This is a genomic window from Labrys sp. E2SS-1L, assembly GCF_057073705.1.
The window spans coordinates 399,553-413,379 of record NZ_CP172712.1; the positions used below are offsets into that span (position 1 = coordinate 399,553).

General features: G+C 65.5%; 10 protein-coding genes. 3 read left to right on the forward strand and 7 right to left on the reverse strand.

Going from position 1 to position 13,827, the window contains the following annotated elements; all coding sequences use genetic code 11:
• Positions 1-62: 62 nt before the first annotated feature.
• Positions 63-2,600 carry an ABC transporter permease gene (locus ACIGJE_RS01790; RefSeq protein WP_415084687.1) on the forward strand — a complete coding sequence of 846 codons (2,538 nt, stop codon included), beginning with the start codon at positions 63-65 and terminating at the stop codon, positions 2,598-2,600.
• 176 nt (positions 2,601-2,776) lie between these two features.
• Positions 2,777-3,553: a Bax inhibitor-1/YccA family protein gene (locus ACIGJE_RS01795; protein ID WP_311937678.1), complete on the forward strand. Its 777-nt coding sequence runs from the start codon at positions 2,777-2,779 to the stop codon at positions 3,551-3,553.
• A 96-nt stretch (positions 3,554-3,649) separates the two neighbouring features.
• Here ACIGJE_RS01795 and ACIGJE_RS01800 read toward each other — a convergent pair whose 3' ends face one another.
• The 7 genes from ACIGJE_RS01800 to ACIGJE_RS01830 all read right to left on the reverse strand — a co-directional run bounded on the left by ACIGJE_RS01800 (position 3,650) and on the right by ACIGJE_RS01830 (position 12,166).
• Positions 3,650-5,269, reverse strand: coding sequence for an AMP-binding protein (locus ACIGJE_RS01800; protein ID WP_483679162.1), 1,620 nt, complete (start codon positions 5,267-5,269; stop codon positions 3,650-3,652).
• A gap of 7 nt (positions 5,270-5,276) precedes the next feature.
• The gene (locus ACIGJE_RS01805) at positions 5,277-5,882 is read right to left on the reverse strand and encodes a CAP domain-containing protein (RefSeq protein ID WP_483679164.1); all 606 of its coding nucleotides are present in this window, start codon (positions 5,880-5,882) and stop codon (positions 5,277-5,279) included.
• Positions 5,883-5,896: 14 nt separating this feature from the next.
• Positions 5,897-8,770 carry a DUF3772 domain-containing protein gene (locus ACIGJE_RS01810; protein WP_483679166.1) on the reverse strand — a complete coding sequence of 958 codons (2,874 nt, stop codon included), beginning with the start codon at positions 8,768-8,770 and terminating at the stop codon, positions 5,897-5,899.
• A gap of 183 nt (positions 8,771-8,953) precedes the next feature.
• Positions 8,954-9,430, reverse strand: coding sequence for a GNAT family N-acetyltransferase (locus ACIGJE_RS01815; protein WP_483679168.1), 477 nt, complete (start codon positions 9,428-9,430; stop codon positions 8,954-8,956).
• 2 nt (positions 9,431-9,432) lie between these two features.
• Positions 9,433-9,906 carry a GNAT family N-acetyltransferase gene (locus ACIGJE_RS01820; protein ID WP_311937688.1) on the reverse strand — a complete coding sequence of 158 codons (474 nt, stop codon included), beginning with the start codon at positions 9,904-9,906 and terminating at the stop codon, positions 9,433-9,435.
• Positions 9,906-10,817: a 3,5-dioxohexanoate:acetyl-CoA acetone transferase gene (gene kce / locus ACIGJE_RS01825; protein ID WP_311937690.1), complete on the reverse strand. Its 912-nt coding sequence runs from the start codon at positions 10,815-10,817 to the stop codon at positions 9,906-9,908. Before kce ends, ACIGJE_RS01820 begins: the two co-directional genes overlap by 1 nt.
• A gap of 8 nt (positions 10,818-10,825) precedes the next feature.
• Entirely contained in the window at positions 10,826-12,166 is a 1,341-nt protein-coding gene (locus ACIGJE_RS01830; RefSeq protein ID WP_311937692.1) for an aspartate aminotransferase family protein, read from the reverse strand.
• Positions 12,167-12,525: 359 nt separating this feature from the next.
• Here ACIGJE_RS01830 and ACIGJE_RS01835 point away from each other — a divergent pair, with 359 nt between their 5' ends.
• Complete coding sequence (locus tag ACIGJE_RS01835; protein WP_415084702.1) at positions 12,526-13,827, forward strand: nicotinate phosphoribosyltransferase; 1,302 nt, start codon at positions 12,526-12,528, stop codon at positions 13,825-13,827.

Genomic DNA, 13,827 nt, shown 5'->3' on the forward strand with positions numbered 1-13,827 from the left:
CTAAGCGGAGCGCACCCCCACTTTGCCTTGATTCGGCCTTGTCCATCCGCTCAACATCACCGATGTCCGTGTCTTCGCTTCCCCTTCCCTTACGCTTTGCCCTGCGCGAATTGCGCGCCGGCATCCGCGGTTTCGGTATTTTCCTGGCCTGCCTCGCCCTCGGCGTCATGGCGATCGCCGGGGTGGACGCCATCTCCAGCGCCCTGTCGGACGGGCTGCGCAGCCAGGGCCGGGTGATCAATGGCGGCGACATCGAGTTCACGCTGGTGGGGCGCGAAGCCAATCCCGAGGAGCTCGCCTTTATCGGGCAGCAGGGCCGGCTCTCGGTCGCCGCGAGCACGAGGGCGATGGCGCGCACGCCGGACGGGCAGACCGCCCTGGTCGAGATCAAGGCGGTCGACCAGGCCTATCCCCTGCTCGGCACGGTGGAGTTCGGGCAGGGCAAGCCGCTGTCATCGACCATTGGCGGCCAGGGCAACCGGGCCGATGCGGCGGCCGACGCAGCTCTGTTCGCCCGCCTCGGCCTGCAACCCGGCGCCAGCGTCACCATCGGCAACCTGACGGTTACCCTGGCCGATCGCCTCATCGGCGAGCCGGACAAGATCGCCGGCGGCATTTCCTTCGGTCCGCGCCTGATGATCACCCTGGATGCGCTGCGCGAGAGCGGGCTGATCCAGCCGGGATCGCTGATCCGCTGGCGCTATCGCCTGGCGTTGCCGCCGAATATCCCGCCGGATGCCATCAGGCAAAAGGCGAACGAGACCTTTCCCCAGGCGGGCTGGGAGGTGCGCACCCGCGACGACGCCTCGCCGGAACTCCGCCGCGGCATCGAGCGCTTCACCATGTTCATCACCCTGGTCGGGCTGACGGCCTTGCTGGTGGGCGGTGTCGGCGTCGCCAATGCAGTCCGCGCCTTCGTCGAGCGCCAGCGCGACAACATCGCCACGCTGAAGACGCTGGGAGCCGGCGCGAACCTCGTCACCGGCATCTATCTCACCCAGACCCTGCTGCTGGCTGCCCTCGGCATCGCCATCGGCCTTGTCGCCGGCGCCGCCCTGCCCTTCATCCTGGCCTATGGCTTCGCCGACTACCTGCCGCTGCCGATCACACCAGTGCTCAATCCGGCAGGGCTGGCGCTCGCCGCCCTCTACGGCCTGCTCACCGCCCTGGCCTTCTCGCTGCTGCCGCTCGGCCGGGCCCGTGACATCGGGGTATCGGCCCTTTTCCGCGACGCCATCGCCCCGACACGGCGCTGGCCTGCGCCCATCGTGCTCGCCTTTGCAGGCCTGGCCGTCGCTGCCCTGATCGCCCTGGCGGTGTTCTTCGCCGCCGATCGCAAGGTGGCCCTGGTCTATGTCGGCTCCGCGCTCGGCGCCTTCATCCTCCTGCGCGTGGTGGCGAGCCTGTTGATGGCGCTGGCCCGCCGGCTACCCCGTCCACACAACACGCCGCTGCGCCTGGCGGTTACCAACATCCACCGGCCAGGCGCCGCCACCCCCTCCGTGGTGCTGTCGCTCGGCCTCGGCCTCTGCCTGCTGGTGGCGCTGACGCTGGTCGACGGCAATATCCGCCACCAGCTTTCCGCCGCCATCCCCGACAAGGCGCCGAGCTTCTTCTTCGTCGACATCCGGCGGGCGGATGCCCCCCGCTTCGACGCCTTCCTCAAGCAGGCCGCGCCGCAGGCGACCAGCGAACGCGTGCCCATGCTGCGCGGCCGCATCGTCAGCGTGAAGGACGTGCCGGCCGAGAAGATCAAGCCTCCTCCGAACATCGCCTGGGTGCTGAGCGGCGATCGCGGCGTCACCTTCACCGATGCGGTGCCGGCCGGCTCGCGTGTGGTCGAGGGCCAATGGTGGGCCCCCGACTATAGTGGCCCGCCACTGGTCTCGCTGGAGCAGGAGGTCGCGCATGGCCTCGGCCTCAAGGTCGGCGACGACATCACCGTCAACGTGCTCGGCCGCAACATCACCGCCAAGGTCGGGGCGCTGCGCAAGCTGGAATGGCAGAATTTCGGCATCAATTTCGTGCTGGTCTTCTCGCCGAACACCTTCAAGGGCGCGCCAGTAACGGATATTGCCACCCTCACCTTCCCGCATGGGGCCGACGATGCCGTCGAACTCGGCCTGCTCAAGCAGGTCGCCGACGCCTTCCCGATGGTGACCGCCGTGCGCATCAAGGATGCCCTGCAGAGCTTCGCCGATCTCGCCAGCCAGCTCGCCATGGCGATACGGGCCGCCGCCGCCATCGCCCTCGTCGCCTCGATCCTGGTGCTGGCCGGCGCTCTCGCTGCCGGGCAGAGCAGCCGGCTCTACGACGCCGTCATCCTCAAGGTGCTGGGCGCCACGCGCCGGCGCATCCTGCTCGCCTTCATCCTCGAATACGGGCTGCTGGGCCTTGCCACCGCCCTGTTCGGTGTGGTCGCCGGCACCGCTTGCGCCTGGCTGATCGTCACCTATCTGATGAATTTCGGCTTCACATTCCTGCCGGGACCGGCTTTCGGAGCCGCTTTCGGCGCCCTGGCGCTGACCATCCTGTTCGGCCTTGCGGGCACCTGGCGCATCCTGCGCCAGAAACCCGCCTCGCATCTGCGAAGCCTGTAGAGCTGGATGGCCGATGCCTGGAATGACAAGCGTTTCAGCCGAAATTCAGGCGATGAAGATCGACCACCCCAAGGTGGCATGCCGGCAACATTGCAAGCAATTCACTTAACTGTTTCAATGGAAAGCACTACATAAGAGCAAGCTTTCTGCGGCATGTGCCGCATCTGGAGAGACACATGGCTTTCAATGATCCTCGTTTCTCGGCCGGCACCGTCTCCGACGTCCGCGCCGGAGCACCGGCGATCGATCAGGGCCTGCGCGCATTCATGCTCGCGGTCTACAACCACATGACCTTGGGCGTGGCCATCACCGGCCTGGTGGCGCTCGGCGCCTATATGGCTTCGGGGATCGTGGTCAACGAGGCGGGCAAGATCGTCGAGCTGAATTCGTTCGGCATGTTCCTGTTCAACTCACCCTTCAAGTGGGTCGTCGCGTTCGCCCCCCTTGGCATGGTGTTCTGGATGAACATGGGGACGGAAGGTCGCTCGGTTCAAACCACGCGCGTTCTGTTCTACGTGTTCTCGGCTCTCATGGGCCTGTCGCTGTCGACGATCTTCCTCGTCTACACCCATGGCTCGATCGCTCGCGTCTTCTTCATCTCGGCCGCCAGCTTCGGTGCCCTGAGCCTCTATGGCTACACCACCAAGCGTAACCTCTCGGCCTTCGGCGCCTTCCTGATGATGGGTCTGATCGGCCTGCTGCTCGCCAGCCTGGTCAATCTGTTCTTCCCCTCGGGCATGCTGACCTTCATCATCAGCGTCGCAGGCGTGGGTATCTTCGCAGGCCTGACCGCCTATGACACCCAGATGCTGAAGTCGCTCTATGTGGAGAATGCGCACAGCTTCAGCCGTGACGAGGGCGAGAAGCTCGCCGTTCATGGCGCGCTGACGCTCTATCTCGACTTCATCAACCTCTTCATCATGCTGCTGCGCCTGCTCGGCGACCGCCGCTGATCGCAGAAGAGTGTTGCACGGATTGCACCGGCCGGGATTTCCCGGCCGGTTTTGTTTTGGGAAGAGCGCCACCCGCTTCGGACAGAAAGAGCGCCCTCAGTCGAGCTCGCGCAGTGCCCGGCGGATGATCTTGCCCGACGAGGTCAGCGGCAGCGCATCCACATAGGCGATCACGCGCGGATATTCGTGGGCGGACAGGCGCTCGCGCACGAAGAGCTGCAGGTCGGCGGTCATGGCGTCCGACGCGGTGAAGCCCGGCTTGAGCACCACGAAGGCCTTGACGATCTCGGTCCGCAGGGTGTCGGGCATGCCGACGACAGCCGCCATGGCGACGGCGGCATGGCGCATCAGGCAGTCCTCGATCTCGCCGGGTCCGATGCGGTAGCCGGCCGAGGTGATGATGTCGTCGCCGCGGCCGACGAAATGCACATAGCCGTCGATGTCGCGGCGTGCCTTGTCGCCGGTCATCAGCCAGCCATCGCGATATTTCGCCGCGGTGGCGGTGGCATTGCCCCAATATCCCAGGAACATCACCGGATCGGGCGCGCGCACGGCAATCTCGCCGATCTCGTCCGTCGGGCTTTCCTGCCCCTCTTCGTTGACCACCGCCACGCGATGGCCGGGCACGGCCTTGCCGATGGCGCCGGGCCTGGAGACGCCGAGCTCATGGCAGGAGCCGAGCACGAGATTGCATTCGGTCTGGCCGTAGAGCTCGTTGACCGGAAAGCCGAAGGCGGCTTCGGCCCAGGCATAGGTGCCCGGCCCCAGCGTCTCGCCGGCCGACATGATCGAGCGCAGATGGGTGCGATAGACCTGACCGGGCTGATGCGCCGCCTGCAGCATGCGCAGCGCCGTGGGCGGCAGGAAGGCATTGCGGACCTTGAAGTCCCAGAGCAATCCCAGCACCTCGTCCACCGAGAACTTGGCATGAAGGCCGGCCACCACCGGCACGCCCAGGGCCAGGCTGGGCAGCAGCACGTTGAGCAGGCCGCCCGCCCAGGCCCAGTCGGCCGGCGTCCACATCACGTCGTCGGGCCGGCCCAGGCCCGGATGGGCAAAGCGCAGGCCGGGAATATGGCCGAGCACCACGCGATGGCCGTGCACGGCACCCTTGGGCTGGCCGGTGGTGCCGGAGGTGTAGATCATCATGGCCGGATCGTCGGGCGTCGAGGCGACCGGCGCCAGTTCCCCCTTTGCTCCGGCGATCAGACGACGGAAGTCGAGCGCCCCGCCGCTGGCGCCATCGACGCTGATCACCGTCTCCAGGTCGGGCAGCCTCGCCTCGATCTCGCCGAGCTTGGCGAGCCCGCTTTCGTCGAGCAGCACCGCCTTGGCCCCAGAATCGCGCAGGCGGAAGCTCAGCGCATCCGGGCCGAACAACACGGCGAGCGGCAGGGAGATGGCACCGAGCTTGGCCACGGCGAGATGGGCGATCACCACCGCCGGCGATTGCGGCAGCAGGATCGCGACGCGGTCGCCCTTGCGGATACCCAGGCGTTTCAGCGCCAAGGCGAAGCGGTCGGAGGCCTCGCGCAGGGCGCCATAGCTGATACGCTCGCTGCCGCCGCCAGGAAGCCGGCGCAGGATGGCGAGCCGGTCCGGTTCGCGCCGGGCCCAGACGTCGCAGACATCGACGCCGATATTGTAGCGAGCCGGCAGCTCCCAGCGAAAATCGCGCGCGGCGATGTCGTAGTCTTGCTTGTCCAGCTCGTTCATGCCGCACTCATCCCCCGAACAGGCCGCCGAAGAGGCCTCCGGAGCTTTTCACGCGCGTAGGCCGGCGTACCACGCGCACCACCGGGCCGGCCCCGAAGGCCTGCGCCTCCTCCGGCCGACTGGGTTCACCGGCGACCGCCATGGCCCAATAGACCCGCTCGCCGGCCCTGGCAATGGCAATGCCGAAGCGGGTGGCACCCGGCATCAGCAGATTCTCGTCATGCTCGGGCGAGTTCTTCCACTGCTTCATGGCGTCGAGATCGGTATAGGTGCCGTAGGAGACGTTCTCGCCGATCTTGGAATCGTCGAGACCAGCCGATTTGACGCGGGTGAAGAAGCTGCCGCCGATCGAATGGGAGAGCTGGTTGGACGAGGCCATGGCATTGGCCTGGTTCTGAGCAAAGGCCGTCAGGCGCGAATCGAGCGCCACCGCGGTGAGGCCCTTGCTCTGGCGATATCGGGTCAGCCAATCCCGGGCCTCGGCGGGATTGAAGGATACGGGGCGGCGTTGATAGGAAACGGTTTCGGGCTTTTGCGTGAGGGCGCAGCCGCCCAATCCCAAGGTAACACCCAAGACAAGAAAAGCGGCCGCAGCCACCCTCATGCGCGACATCGAGTTCTCCACGGTCAGGATCCCGCCGGGGCCGGCGGGGTTGAAGGCTTGGCGGCGGCCGGCTCCGTGGCAGAAGCCTCCGCCTCGGGCTTGTCGCCCTTGAGTTTGGCGGTCATCGCCGCCTGCAGTTCGGGCTCGAACAGGATGACCCGCTGCGGCGGCGCCGCAGCGCCCTGGCCTTGCAGGCGGATGCCCTTGGCCTTGAAATTCTTGAAGATACGGGCCAGCAGGTCGCTCTTCACGGCAACCTGCGTCTCCATGCTGGCGACCATCACGATGAGCTCGAACTCCAGCCCAGCATCCATCGAGGTCATGTAGACCTGGGGCCTCGGCGTCGGCAGGATGCGCGGATCATCCTCCGGCGCCGCCAGCATGGCCGCCTTCACCGCATCGATGTCGCTGTCATAGAGCACAGTCAGGGCGATGCGCAGCCGGCTCCAGGTATTGCCATAGACCCAGTTCTTCACCGAGCCGGTGATGAGGGTCGAATTGGGGATGATCAGCGTGGCACGGTCATAGGTCTCCAGCGTGGTCGAGCGCACGCTGATGCGGCGGACATAGCCTTCCTCGCCGGCAGCGGCGATAATGTCGCCGACGCGGATCGGCCTTTCGGCCAGCAGGATCAGGCCGGAGACGAAATTGCCGGCAATGCCCTGCAGGCCGAGACCCAGACCGACCGAAAGGCCGCCGGCGACGATGCCGATATTCTGCCAGCTCACGCCGATCTCCGACAGGCCGGCGGAAATGGCGAGGATGAAGCCGAGATAGCCGATAATGGTGGCGATCGAGTTCTGCACGCCCGAATCGAGGGAGGTGCGCGGCAGCAGCGTGTTGCCGAGCCAGCCCTTGATCAGGCGCATCACCGCCCAGATGATGATGAACAGCACCACGCCGCTGATGATCGACGAGGGCGAGATCGTCAGCTCGCCGATCTTGAAGCCGAAATAGGCACGCTGGATCGCCGGTGCCATGTCGGTGGAATAGAGGCCGAAGGGCAGGCCGAGGCTGCCGACGGCAAAGGCGATGATCAGGAAGCGCAGGACGCCGGAGAGCAGGGTTGCCCCGAACGTCACCTGCTTGGCGGTGACGCCGATGGTGCTCGCCACGGCGCGGCGGCGGTCGACGTCCGAGATCAGCCTTTCGGTCAGGGCCGAATCGACCAGGGTGGTGAGCAGATAGCTTGCCGCAACCACGCACAGGACGAGCAGCGGAAAGACCGCCGCCGCCACCGCGAGCGTGCTGTAGCCGATGGCAAGGCACACGGCCATCACCAGCACGGAGAGCCACCCGATCGGCCTGAGGATGTCGAGCCCCGTCAGGTCCTCGTCTGGTGTCAGCGTACGCCCGTCCACCACTGTCGGCGGCGCGCTGCGCAGGCGGATCAGCAGGGAGACGATGATGCCGAGATAGATGATGGCCGAAATCGTCTCGCGCGCGACGCTGAGGGAGGGATCGGCGTGGAGATGCTCGATGACGCCATTCAGGAGAACGGACAGGCCAAGCGCCACTGCGAGCCAGCCCATGCGCCGCCCGATACGGCGGACGGCCCAGTCGCTCAGCGGCAGCAGGCGCAATTCGGCGTGGCCCTCGGCCAGCACCGCCTGCGCCAGCGCCCACAGGCCGAAGCCGATCGAGGATGCGGCAATCAGGCTCGAGCCGTAATCGGCGAGCACTTTCTCCGGCAAGAGCCCGGAAAAACCGAAGGCCAGTACCGCCACGGTGATCCCGACCGGCACGCCGAGCATGATATGGGCTATGCCGAGTACCGCATCGAGCGAGGCGACGTAACGCCGCGACGCCCGCTTGCTGCGCGGCAGGCGCAGGCGCCAGCGTTGGATGCGCATGCGCAGGAACTGCGTGACGGCATAGCCGATGGCGATGGTCAGCAGGAAGATGGCGATGCTGGTGGAATTGACCTTCGACACCAGATAGCTGCTGTGATCCGAGAACGCGTTCCTCGCCAGTTCCCCGGCCCTGGGCAGGTTTTCCAGCACCGGAACCCAGAATTCAGCCGAAAAAGGACTGTCGCCGCTCTTGAGCAGGCGGCCGGTGAGCTGCTCGCGCTGCAACTCGATGATGGTGTTGGAGAAGCCCGCCGCTCTTGAGGACTGGTCACCCGCCCGCTTGATCACATCCTTGAGCTGTTGTTGCAAATCGTTCTGTGTCGCGCGCGTCTCAGCGATATCGGCGCTTTCCGACGGATCAGGCTCACCCAGTTGCGCCAGTCTTGCCTTGGATTGATCCAGCAAGGGCGAGACCTTCGCCTGCAGCGCCGAAAGATTGGTGACGGCCGTATCGACCGTACCACGCAATTCGTCCAGGATCTTGGACGCCTTCTCCTGATCGGGGGGGAGGCTGGTAAGACCCGCTTCCACGTCGTCGAGAGACTTCTGTTCCCTGGCCAAGGCGTTGTTGAAGGGGCGAACGGTGATGGTGTTGCCGAGCTGGTCGGCGCGCGAGATCTGCTTTTGCGTCTCGGCGGCGACATCGTTCAGCTTGGCGAGCAGGTCGGAAGCCGCCTTGCGGGCGTCGGTCGTGGCCTTGGCCTCGGGCGGGTCGATCGGCTTGGGCTGCGGCGGAAAGGCATCGAGCGCCGCCTTGGCCTTGTCGCGGGCCGGGATCATGGTGCCGAGCAGCGCGACGAGATCGGCACGCCTCCTGCTGACCGTCTCGCGCAGGTCCTGCAGGGATTTCTGTGCCTCGTCGCCACTATCGGTGATGGTGGCGAGTTGGGTCGCGATATCGTCGAGAGACTTCTTGTCGAGGGCAAGCCCCGTCTGGAAACCGGTCAGGGCCTGGTCGTCCTGCGCCCTCGCCGCCATGGGCGCAGCCAGGAGCGTGAAAAGCAGGCTGCACAGCAGCAAAAGGCGGGAAAGCGAACGAAACATGGCGCGAAACTAGAGTGTTTTGCGCTTCGGTGGAATTACCAAGAAGCGCAAACACGCAACGAAACGGGGGACCAGAGCAAAGGAGCGTTTCCGCTGGACAGGCCTTGCTCCAGAGGCTGTTGCCGCCTGATGGAAGAAATTGCGGGCGGCATTATGGCGTAGAAGCCGTTTTGGGTACCTAAATCAGCCCACTGGCGCCCTCAACTCGAAGATATCGAGGGCGTATGGGCCGACATCCTCCTCGGTATGGCGCCATCCCAACCCGGCGTAGAAGGCACGCTTGTCACTCTCGGCGCAGAGATAGGCCTGGGCGAAACCGCGGCTGAAGGCCAGCTTCGCCGCAGCCGCCACGATGGCGGCTCCATGCCTCAGGCGACGGAATTCCGGCTCGATCCACACCGCGGCGACCCAAGGCGCCAGGGCCGGTCGTTCTTCCAGATCGCTGGCGATCAGCGAGGCCGTGCCGACGAAGTCGTCGCCCCGGTGAGCTACCAGGCAAGCCGGCAACACTTCCCTGGTCGTCAGGTTTTCTGCAAACAGGCCCGCCACGGTCTCCAGGCTCTCACCCTGTTCCTGCCACCAGGCCCGCCAGACGCGGTCAGCGACCGTCTCGAGGAAATGCGGCTGGTCACGCAGGTCGGAAATCTCGATCGTGCTCACACTCAACTCTTTTCGATCAGATCGATGAAGCCCGGCTCGTCCAGCACCAGGAAGCGATCGTGGTCGAGCGTGCGGAAGCCGTGCCGCCGATAAAACCGCAACCCCGCTTCATTGCCGGCATCGAGATCGAGCCGCATGAAGCGCGCGCCACGCTGGCGGCCACGGCGGGCCACCTCCGCCAGGAGGCGGATGCCGATGCGATCATTACGCCATTGCGGCGCGACATAGAGATCGACCACGAAGACGCCATTGGCGCCGCGCCAGGTCGAAAAACTGTCCTGGTGCACGAGATAGCCGGCCAGGACACCTTGGGACGCTTCCGCCACGGCGATGCCGATGCGCGGAACCGCGCCGAAAGCCTCGGCCCGCAGGATGTCACCTGTGGTACCGGCCGCCACACCGAACAGCGCCGCAAGCTCGCCCACCATCGCCGCGATGGCATCGCAATCCTCCGGCGTGGCGGGACGGATCCGCATCAGCGCGGCCGGATGCCGATGATGGCGCGCGCCTCGTCCGGCGTGGCGATCGCCAGGCCCAGTTCCTCCAGGATGGTGCGGATCTTGGTGACTTGCTGGGCATTGGAGCTGGCGAGCTGGCCCTTGCCGATCCATAGATTGTCTTCCAGCCCGACGCGGACATGGCCGCCCATCACCGCCGCCATGGTGCCGAGCGCCATCTGGTTGCGGCCGGCGGCCAGCATCGACCACTGATAATCTTTGCCGAACAGCTTGTCGGCCGTGCGGCGCATGTCGACCACGCTGTCGGGATTGGCGCCGATGCCGCCGAGGATGCCGAGCACGGTCTGCACGAAGAGCGGCGGCGTCACCAGCTTGCGGTCGAGGAAATGGGCGAGCGTGTAGAGATGGCCGACATCGTAGCACTCGAATTCGAAGCGCGTGCCGAGCGGGCCCATGGTGGTGAGGATGTGCTCGATATCTTCAAGCGTGTTCTTGAACATGCCGCCACGGGTCGCTTCCAGGAAGGGCACCTCCCAGTCGTGCTTCCACTCACGCGGCCGGTCGAGCATCGGATAGAGCCCGAAATTCATGGTGCCGAGATTGAGGGAGCACATTTCCGGCTGCAGGCTCGCCGGTCCTTTCAGGCGCTCCTCGATGCTCATGCGGGCCGAACCGCCGGTGGTGATGTTGACGATGGCGTTCGTGGCCTGGCGGATGCGGGGCACGAACTGCTCGAACACGGTCACATCGGGCGTCGGCGCCCCCGTCTCGGGATCGCGCGCATGCAGATGCAGCACGGCGGCCCCGGCCTTTGCCGCTTCGATGGCTGAGGCGGCGATCTCGTCCGGCGTCACCGGCAGATGCGGCGACATCGAAGGGGTGTGGATCGAGCCGGTGATCGCGCAGGAAATGATGACCTTGTTCGCCATGACAGCCTCTATGCTCCAATATCCTTGAGGGCCTGGCGCAGCGATACCTCAAAGCGCCCGGCAATTTCGCTCAACTCGCCGTCCGTGGCGTTGTAGGGCGGCGCCAGGATCACGGTATCGCCCTTGATGCCGTCGACATTGCCGCCCGAAGGGTAGCAGATCAGCCCGTTGGCGAAGGCGCGCGCACGGATCCTGAGGAACAGCGCCTTCTCCGCCGGGAAGGGCTCCTTGCTGTCGCGGTCGGCAACGATCTCGATGCCGGTGAAGAAGCCGCGGCCCCTGATATCGCCGATCTGGGCAATGCCGTGGAGGGCATCGGCCAAAATGCGCTTGAATTCCTCACCCTTCACGGCGACGCGTTGCACCAGCCCGTCGCGCTCGACGATGCGCTGCACGGCGACGCCGGCCGCACAGGCGGCGGTATGGCCGGTGAAGGTGTGGCCGGTCTGCGGCCCGCCGTCGACGGCGTTGATCGGCTCGGCGACCCTGTCGGAATAGACGGCCGCCCCAAGCGGCAGATACCCCCCGCCCAGGCCCTTGGCCACCGTCATGATGTCAGGGAAGACGCCGTCATGTTCGAGCGCCCGCCAGGTGCCGCAGCGTCCGGCCCCGCACATCACCTCGTCGGCGATCATCAGCACGCCATGGCGATCGCAGATCTCGCGTACCTTCCTGGCATAGCCCGGCGGTGCCGGCACCACGCCGCCGGCCGCGCCCACCACCGGCTCGAAGACGAAGGCAGCGACCTTGTCGGGGCCGAGCTCCAGGATCTTGTCTTCCAATTCCTGCGCGCAGGCCGCGCCGACATCCTCCGGTGCCACGCCGGCCGGCGGCCGGTAGACGTTGGCGGGCGATATTAGCGGCACGTCGACGAGCGCGCCCTCGAAGGAAAGGCGGCGTTCGCGGAAGCCCGAGAGCGCCAGCGCACCCAGCGTGTTGCCGTGCCAGGAGCGCTCGCGCGAAATGAAGCGCCGCCGGCTCATCTCGCCCCGGGCGGCGAAATATTGCAGAGCGAGCTTCAAGGCCGATTCGACCGCCTCCGAACCGCCGGAGACGAACACCATCTGCTTGAGCGTGCCGCCGCAGAGCCGGCCGACACGCTCGGTCAGCTCTTCCAGGGGATCGGAAGTGAAATTGTAGCGATAGCCATGGGCGATGCGGTCGAGCTGATCCTTGATCGCCTGGTTGACCTCTTCATTGCCATGGCCGAGGCAATAGACCGCCGGGCCGCCCGAGCCGTCGAGATAGTGCTTGCCGTCGACATCGGTGAGCACGAGGCCCTTGCCCCAGGCGATCTTCGGCAAGCCTGCCCCCGCCACCGAGGTCGATTCCGCGACGTCGCCCGCCATTCCCGTCTCCATGCCCCAGAGTCGCGCGCCGATCGGTTCGACGCCCTGTTTGGTAGGACTTATGGGAGGTCGCATCGCCGGGCGTCAAGCGCGGCATCTTTACCCTCCCCTGGAGGGGGAGGGTCGGCCCACAGGGCCGGGGTGGGGTGAAAATACGCAGACGGTGATGATGGTGACTTTCATTTTGTGAAGAAGTCACCCCACCCCGAGGCTTCGCCTCGACCCCAGGCACTTCCAAGCGGAAGCGCCGATCCCTCCAGGGGAGGGTAAAATGTCCGTACGCCCAGCATCTTGATCTTGGCCTGCAATCCACGCATGGTCCGCTCTTTCGCCGGCAAAGGCGGCTTGGGGCACTTTTCATGAATATCGATATTGCCAAGAGGGTGTATGATCGGACCTGGAAGCTCGATCCGATCGTCCGCAGCCTCCTGGACACGGACTTCTACAAGCTCCTGATGCTGCAGCCCATCCATGCCCGGCATGAGAATGTGCGCACCACCTTCACCGTGATCAACCGCACCAAGTCGATCAACCTTGCCACGGTGATCGACGAGAAGGAACTGCGCGACCAGCTTGACCACGCCCGCACGCTGCGCTTCGGCAAGCGCGAACTGATCTGGCTGCGCGGCAACACCTTCTACGGCAAGCAGCAGATCTTCCGGCCTGAATTCCTCGACTGGCTCGCCGATTTCAGCCTGCCGGAGTATGATCTGCGCATCGAGAATGGCGATTATGTGCTCGAATTCGACGCGCCCTGGAGCCAGGCCACCATGTGGGAGGTGCCGGCGCTCGCCATCATCAACGAGCTGAAATCCAGGGCCGCCACCCGTTCCATGGGCCGTTTCGAGCTCGACATCCTCTATGCCCGCGCCAAGGCCAAGCTGTGGGACAAGATCGAGCGGCTGAAGAATCTGGAAAACCTGAAGATCTCCGATTTCGGCACCAGGCGGCGCCATTCCTTCCTGTGGCAGAGCTGGTGCGTGGAGGCGATGAAGGAGGGCCTCGGCTCGGCCTTCGTCGGGACCTCCAACGTGCTGCTCGCCATGAACAACGATCTGGAATCGATCGGCACCAACGCCCATGAGCTGCCCATGGTCTATGCGGCTTTGTGCGAGGAGGATGGCTGCCTGCGCGAGTCGCCCTACAAGGTGCTGGAAATGTGGCGCGACTTCTATGACGGCAATCTCTTGATCGTGCTGCCCGATACTTTCGGCACCGCCGCCTTCCTCGAACGAGCCCCCGACTGGGTGGCCGACTGGACCGGTATGCGCCCCGACTCCAAACCGATCCAGCAGGCCGGCGAGGAGATCATCGCCTGGTATAGGGCGCGCGGCCGCGACCCGGCCAAGAAGCTGATCATCTTCTCCGACGGCCTCGACATCGATTCCATCGAGACCGCCCATAAGAATTTCAACGGCCGCATGCGCCCCTCCTATGGCTGGGGCACCAATCTCACCAATGACTTCCGCGGCTGCGGTTCGCACCCCATCCCGCTGCTCGATCCGATCTCGCTGGTCTGCAAGATCACCTCGGTCAACGGCAAGCCGGCGGTGAAGCTCTCGGACAACCTCGCCAAGGCCACCGGCGGCAAGGAGGCCATCGATCGCTACCTGAAGGTGTTCGGCGAGGAAGGCCGCGGGGTGCAGGCGGTGAGCGTATAG